This window comes from Actinomadura bangladeshensis, from assembly GCF_004348335.1.
Taxonomy (GTDB): domain Bacteria; phylum Actinomycetota; class Actinomycetes; order Streptosporangiales; family Streptosporangiaceae; genus Spirillospora; species Spirillospora bangladeshensis.
Map to the genome: position 1 here is coordinate 1 of NZ_SMJW01000402.1, position 4,623 is coordinate 4,623.

Below are 4,623 nucleotides of genomic sequence, written 5' to 3' on the forward strand. Positions count from 1 at the left end.
GTCTGGTCGTCCACGTCGGTGATCAGCGCGTGCAGCAGCCGCACGGCGGGGTCGGTGTCGTCGGCGGGACGCGACGCGCCGAGCGCGCGCCGCGTGGCGAGCGCCTCGACGAGGGCGTCGGTGCCGCGGACGGCCGACAGGTCGACGGTCGGCGGAGCGGCGGACGGCGGACGGGCCGCCGGGGCCGGAGCATCACCGGAGTGCGAGGGCTCGGCCGGATTCGGGGCGCCCCCGATGCCGGTGAGGGGGCCTCGCTCCGTCAAGCGATCGACTCCTCTCTGGCCATCGCCCGCAGCCGCGCCAGGGCCCGGTGCTGCGCGACCCGCACCGCGCCCGCGGACATGCCGAGCACGTTCCCGGTCTCCTCGGCCGACAGGCCCGCGACGACGCGCAGCAGGACCAGCTCGCGCTGGTGCTCGGGCAGCCGGGTGAGCAGGTCGCGGGCGCGCTGCGCCTCGATGTAGCGGACCACCGTCTCCTCGGGCCCGGGACGGTCGTCGGGGCCGTCCGGCAGGTCCTCGGTGGGGACGGCGGCGCGCACCGCGCTGCGCAGCGCGTCGGCGATCTTGTGCGCGGCGATGCCGAACACGAAGGAGGCGAAGGGGCGGCCCATGTCCCGGTAGCGGGGCAGGGCCGACAGGACGGCGATGCAGACCTCCTGTGCCACGTCGTCGGCGATGTGGTACTGCCCGGAGACGCGGCCGAGCCGGGCCCGGCAGTACCGGACGATCATGGGGCGCACCTCGGCGATGAGGACCTCGATGGCGCCCGGGTCGCCCTGCACGGCGAGGGTCGTCAACTCCTTGAGGTCGCCGTCGCCCGCGTCCGCCGCGCGCAGCGTCCGCGCTCCGCGGCCGATGTCGCGGGGCGGTGGAGGGGAATGCCCTCCCGAGGGTTCGGCAGCGCGCGCGGTCATGGTCCCGGCGAAGCATCCCTCGGTCACGCCTTGCATGATGCCCAGCACCGCCGGGCGTGTCTGCCCCGTCCTCGACAACGGAATGGTCACAGTGCTGGAACGAACCTGGGAATACTACACCGTGCGTTCATTTCGCTGCCCGGCGTCACGAAATCTTAAATGGCTCATTGAGCTACAAACAGCTTATTGACCGATAAAAGACGAGACCCCCGTCCGGGACGGACGGGGGTCTGCCGATGCGGCGTGCGGACGGCTCAGTGGCCGTGCCCGTGGCCGTGCCCGTGACCGCCGGCGGCCGGCTCCTCTTCCTCCGGCTTGTCGACGACGAGCGCCTCGGTGGTGAGCAGCATGCCCGCGATCGAGGCGGCGTTGGTGACCGCCGAACGGGTGACCTTCACCGGGTCGATGACGCCCTGGGCGATCAGGTCGCCGTACTCGCCGGTCGCGGCGTTGTAGCCGTGCCCGGCCTGCAGCGCCTGCACCTTGGAGACGACGACGTAGCCCTCCTGGCCGGCGTTCTCGGAGATCCAGCGCAGCGGCTCGGCCAGCGCGCGGCGGACGGCCTCGGCGCCGGTGGCCTCGTCACCGGACAGCCCGAGCGTGTCGAAGCCCTCCTTGGCGACGTGCACCAGCGCGCTGCCGCCGCCGGAGACGATGCCCTCCTCGATCGCCGCGCGGGTCGCCGAGATGGCGTCCTCCAGGCGGTGCTTCTTCTCCTTCAGCTCCACCTCGGTGGCGGCGCCGACGCGCAGCACGCAGACCCCGCCGGCCAGCTTGGCCAGGCGCTCCTGCAGCTTCTCGCGGTCCCAGTCGGAGTCGGAGTTCTCGATCTCGACCTTGATCTGGTTGACCCGCGCGTTGATCTCGTCCGCGGAGCCCTCACCGTCGACGATGGTGGTGGCGTCCTTGGTGACGGTGATGCGGCGGGCGCGGCCGAGGTCCTCCAGCCCGATGGAGTCGAGCTTCAGGCCGATGGCCTCGCTGACGACCTGGCCGCCGGTCAGGGTGGCCATGTCGCCGAGCATCGCCTTGCGGCGGTCGCCGAAGCCCGGCGCCTTCACCGCGACGGACGTGAACGTCCCGCGGATCTTGTTGGCGACGAGCAGCGCCAGGGCCTCGCCCTCGACGTCCTCGGCCACCACGAGCAGCGGCTTCTTGGTCTGCGCGACCTTCTCGGCCAGCGGCAGGAACTCCTGCACGTTGGAGATCTTGCCGTCCACGATGAGGACGTAGGCGTCCTCCAGGACGGCCTCCATGCGCTCGTGGTCGGTGACCATGTGCGGCGACAGGTAGCCCTTGTCGAACTGGAGGCCCTCGGTGAACTCCAGCTCCAGGCCCATGGTGTGGGCCTCCTCGACGGTGATGACGCCGTCCTTGCCGACCTTCTCGAACGCCTCGGCGATCAGCTCGCCGATCTGCGCGTCCTGCGCGGAGATGGTCGCGACGTGCGCGATCTCGCCCTTCTCCTCGACCTCGCGGGCCGACTTCAGCAGCTGGTCGGACACGTACTGGGCGGCCGCGTCGATGCCGCGCTTCAGCGCGAGCGGGGACGCGCCGGCCGCCACGTTGCGGGTGCCCTCCCGGACCATCGCCTGCGCGAGGACGGTCGCCGTGGTGGTGCCGTCGCCCGCGATGTCGTTGGTCTTGGTCGCCACTTCCTTGGCGAGCTGGGCCCCGAGGTTCTCGTACGGGTCCTCCAGCTCCACCTCGCGGGCGATGGTGACGCCGTCGTTGGTGATCGTCGGCGCACCGAACTTCTTGTCGATGACGACGTTGCGGCCGCGCGGGCCGATCGTCACCTTGACGGCGTCCGCGAGAGCGTTGACGCCGCGCTCAAGAGCCCGGCGAGCGTCCTCCTCGAACTCCAGGATCTTCGCCATGCGGATACTCCTCTTCACGCGATCCGCCCCGGCAGCCCCGCCGAAGGCGGCGCCGACCGGGGCGGGTGCATCACGTCTCGGTGATTACTTCTCGATGACCGCGAGCACGTCGCGGGCCGAGAGGACGAGGTACTCCTCGTTGTTGTACTTGACCTCGGTGCCGCCGTACTTGCTGTAGAGCACGACCTCGCCGACCTTGACGTCGACCGGGACGCGCTCGCCCTTGTCGTCGACGCGGCCCGGGCCCACCGCGATGACGGTGCCCTCCTGGGGCTTCTCCTTCGCGGTGTCCGGGATCACCAGGCCCGACGCGGTGGTGGTCTCGGCCTCAAGCGGCTGGACGACGATGCGGTCCTCAAGCGGCTTGAGAACAACCTTGGTGGCGGTCGTCACGATCTGACCTCCCCTTCGATTGGTCCTCGGCCGGCCACGGATGACCGGCCAGCACATGTGACAGAAGAGGCGACCCTGGACCGGCCTGCCGTCGCGGGTGCCAGACCGACCTTCGTCGCTGTGTTGGCACTCTCGCTACGAGAGTGCCAGTCATGGAGACTATTCCGTGCCCGGGAGCCCGTCAACACGGACACGGACGGACCGGGCGGTGTTCACCGACCGCTAACTTCGCCCCATGGACATCGCGTCGTTCCGCGCCCTGCGCACCGCGTCGGGCCAGGCACTCCTGGACGAGGTGGCCGCCGCCGACGTCCGCGAGGACGCCCTGCTCGCGACAGCGACGCGGCTGCGCGAACGGCACGATCCCGCGCTCGTCGCGGCGGCGCTCACGGAGGTGCGGCTCCGCGAGCGCGCGCGGCCCAAGTTCGGTCCGGACGCCGCCCGCATGTACTTCACGCAGGCCGGCCTTGAGCAGTCGACACGGGCCTGTGTGGCGGCACATCGGGCGCAACGGTTCGCGACCCGGTTGGACGGCGCGCGCGTGCTGGAACTGGGGTGCGGGATAGGCGCAGACCTCATCGCGCGGGGGCGCGCGGGCCTCACCGGGGAGGGCGTGGAACTCGACCCGTTGACGGCGGAGGTCGCTCAGGCGAACGTGGCCGTTTTCGGGTTGGACGCTCCCATACGCGTTGGGGACGCCACCAAAGTCGCCGTGGACGGATTCGGCGCCGTGTTCGCCGACCCTGGGCGTCGTACAGCACGGGGCAGGGTCTTCGATCCCCGTTCGTATGAACCGCCGCTTGACGTCGTCCTGGATATGGCGCGGAAGGTACCCGCCGCTTGCGTCAAGGTGGCGCCCGGCATACCGCATGAGGCCGTCCCGGACGGCGCGGAGGCCGAGTGGGTGTCGGTGCACGGTGACGTCAAAGAGGCCGCACTCTGGCTGGGGTCTCTCGCAGGGGACGTGGGACGTCGGGCCACGCTGCTCTCGTCCGACACCGACCCGGAGGTCTGGACGCTGACCCCGCATGGGCTGGACGTCCCGGAAGTACGCGGGTGGGGTCGTTACCTGTACGAGCCCGACGGAGCGGTGATCCGCGCCCATCTGGTCGGCGAGGTGGCAGAACTGGTCGGCGGCGGGCTCGCGGACGAGCACATCGCGTACGTCACGTCCGATCGGCTGTGCCCGACGCCGTTCGCGTCCGCGTACGAGATAGAGGACGTGCTGCCGTTCTCGGTGAAGCGCCTGCGAGCGGAGTTGAAGCGCCGCGAGGTCGGCGTGCTGACCGTCAAGAAGCGCGGTTCCGCCGTCGACGTCGACCGGCTGCGGCGCGACCTCGGCTTCGGCGGGAAGCGGGCGGGCCGGGGCGGTGCGGAGCTGACGCTGGTGGTGACGCGCGTCGGCCGCGACCCGGTCGCCCTCATCACCCGTCC

5 protein-coding genes are annotated in these 4,623 nt (G+C 71.0%); 1 reads left to right on the forward strand and 4 read right to left on the reverse strand.

From position 1 onward, the window contains the following. The 4 genes from E1284_RS38595 to groES form a co-directional block, all read right to left on the reverse strand. The coding region (locus E1284_RS38595; protein WP_207924206.1) for a hypothetical protein at positions 1-263 on the reverse strand (263 nt) is incomplete at its 3' end. Beyond that, positions 260-952 carry a sigma-70 family RNA polymerase sigma factor gene (locus tag E1284_RS38600; RefSeq protein ID WP_424923535.1) on the reverse strand — a complete coding sequence of 231 codons (693 nt, stop codon included), beginning with the start codon at positions 950-952 and terminating at the stop codon, positions 260-262. The genes E1284_RS38600 and E1284_RS38595, both read right to left, overlap by 4 nt. A gap of 218 nt (positions 953-1,170) precedes the next feature. Next, a complete protein-coding gene (groL, locus tag E1284_RS38605; RefSeq protein WP_131945089.1) occupies positions 1,171-2,796 on the reverse strand; it encodes a chaperonin GroEL in 1,626 nt (541 codons plus the stop codon). An 84-nt stretch (positions 2,797-2,880) separates the two neighbouring features. After that, positions 2,881-3,189, reverse strand: coding sequence for a co-chaperone GroES (gene groES, locus E1284_RS38610; RefSeq protein WP_067629509.1), 309 nt, complete (start codon positions 3,187-3,189; stop codon positions 2,881-2,883). A 235-nt stretch (positions 3,190-3,424) separates the two neighbouring features. Between groES and E1284_RS38615 the strand changes: the two genes are divergently transcribed. Continuing rightward, a partial coding sequence (locus tag E1284_RS38615; RefSeq protein ID WP_131945090.1) for a class I SAM-dependent methyltransferase occupies positions 3,425-4,623 on the forward strand: 1,199 nt, incomplete at its 3' end.